We start from the raw sequence: 1314 nt of genomic DNA on the forward strand, positions 1-1314 counted from the left end.
CGCTGTGGCGATATATTGTTTAGCAGCTTTACCTTTGTAATTGACTTGTCGTTGATAGCTAAAATTAAGTTGCCCAGCTATCTGGCTACAGCGCTGGGACTTACCCTCATAACTTAAGTAGGAGCCTGCTTTGACTCGAGTAATAAACTTGTAATCATGCTCATCCCATTGACGCATGTGATAGGCTGAGTCAGCTTCTCTATCGATAATATGAATTATAGTCAGTTCATAGTAAAACCACCACAAATCCAAAGGAGATAAAAAAACAAAGTATCGACACAATCAAGTTGCCATTCTTTACGTTTTTGTTTAACCCAAGCCCATGCTTTTTCGATGGGATTCAAATCAGGACTGTAAGGTGGCAGCCACAATATTGTATGCCCAGCCTCTTCAATAAGCTCTTTAGTTTCTTGTCTTTTATGAAAAGTAGCATTATCCATCACTATAACGCTATTACTGGGTATCTCTACGAGTAATAACTGTTCAACCCAACTATGGAAAATATCACTGTTAATACTACAATCATATAAACCAACAGCGAATAGCTCTTTGTCGTGAATAGCGCCAATAGCATTTGTTTTATTCTTTAACTGCCAGTTGTACTTACCAAAACACTTTTCCCCTTTTTTAGCGTAGCCATAAGGTCTGTAATCATGAGACTTAAAACCACTTTCGTCTATATAAATAATTGGTCTCGCTGTCGCTTCAAACTGCTTGAGTTGTTCGAGAAATTCAATACGCTTCTGTTTATCGGCTTTCGGATGATTTAGTGTCTTTTTTTTTGAGTGATGCCTAAGCGTTTTAAAGCAGTACATATACCCGATGTACTACATTTAAGACGTTGGGCCCTCTCATATTGGTAGGCATCTGGATAGTCTTCAATGTCTTTTAAAAGAAGCTCAGTGTCTATTTTCAAAGGCTTGAAAACACGTCTTTTTCTTTCAAGTGACTTCTTCCAATTTTGGAGTGTACGTGTACTTATCTCGAAGTATTCGGCTGTCTCTCTAATGGAGTAGCCCTCCTCAAGTTTCTGTAATGCTAATTGTCTATAATCTTGTGAGTATGCTATCTTTATAGTGTAGTACTTTTTATGTGATTTTACTATAAAGGTAGCGGTGAGTATTTAGGATTGCACAGTCAGACCTTACAAGCTATCAATGAGATTCACGCCAAGGCTCGCAAACAGTTTAAAAAGGCCAAACTTAACTGGCGTACCAACCGTCCTGATGCAAAACGCAAAACACTGGGCTGGATACCTTTTAAAAAGTCTGCTATCACGTATCTAAGCACAAGACAAACGGGAAAGAAAGCACT

At 38.4% G+C, this 1314-nt stretch carries 2 protein-coding genes and 1 pseudogene; 1 reads left to right on the forward strand and 2 read right to left on the reverse strand.

Features of this window, described 5'->3' with window-relative positions; all coding sequences use genetic code 11:
• Positions 1-221: 221 nt before the first annotated feature.
• Together A1019T_RS06045 and A1019T_RS06050 are read right to left on the reverse strand one after the other, a co-directional pair.
• Positions 222-815: an IS630 family transposase gene (locus A1019T_RS06045; RefSeq protein ID WP_143514091.1), complete on the reverse strand. Its 594-nt coding sequence runs from the start codon at positions 813-815 to the stop codon at positions 222-224.
• Positions 767-1069, reverse strand: coding sequence for an IS630 transposase-related protein (locus tag A1019T_RS06050; RefSeq protein WP_077450871.1), 303 nt, complete (start codon positions 1067-1069; stop codon positions 767-769). Before A1019T_RS06050 ends, A1019T_RS06045 begins: the two co-directional genes overlap by 49 nt.
• Positions 1070-1099: 30 nt before the next feature.
• Here A1019T_RS06050 and A1019T_RS06055 point away from each other — a divergent pair.
• A pseudogene (locus tag A1019T_RS06055) lies at positions 1100-1314 on the forward strand (RNA-guided endonuclease InsQ/TnpB family protein); the annotation flags it as partial.

The sequence above is a fragment of the Psychrobacter piechaudii genome (assembly GCF_900162825.1).
In the GTDB taxonomy this organism is placed as follows: Bacteria; Pseudomonadota; Gammaproteobacteria; order Pseudomonadales; family Moraxellaceae; genus Psychrobacter; species Psychrobacter piechaudii.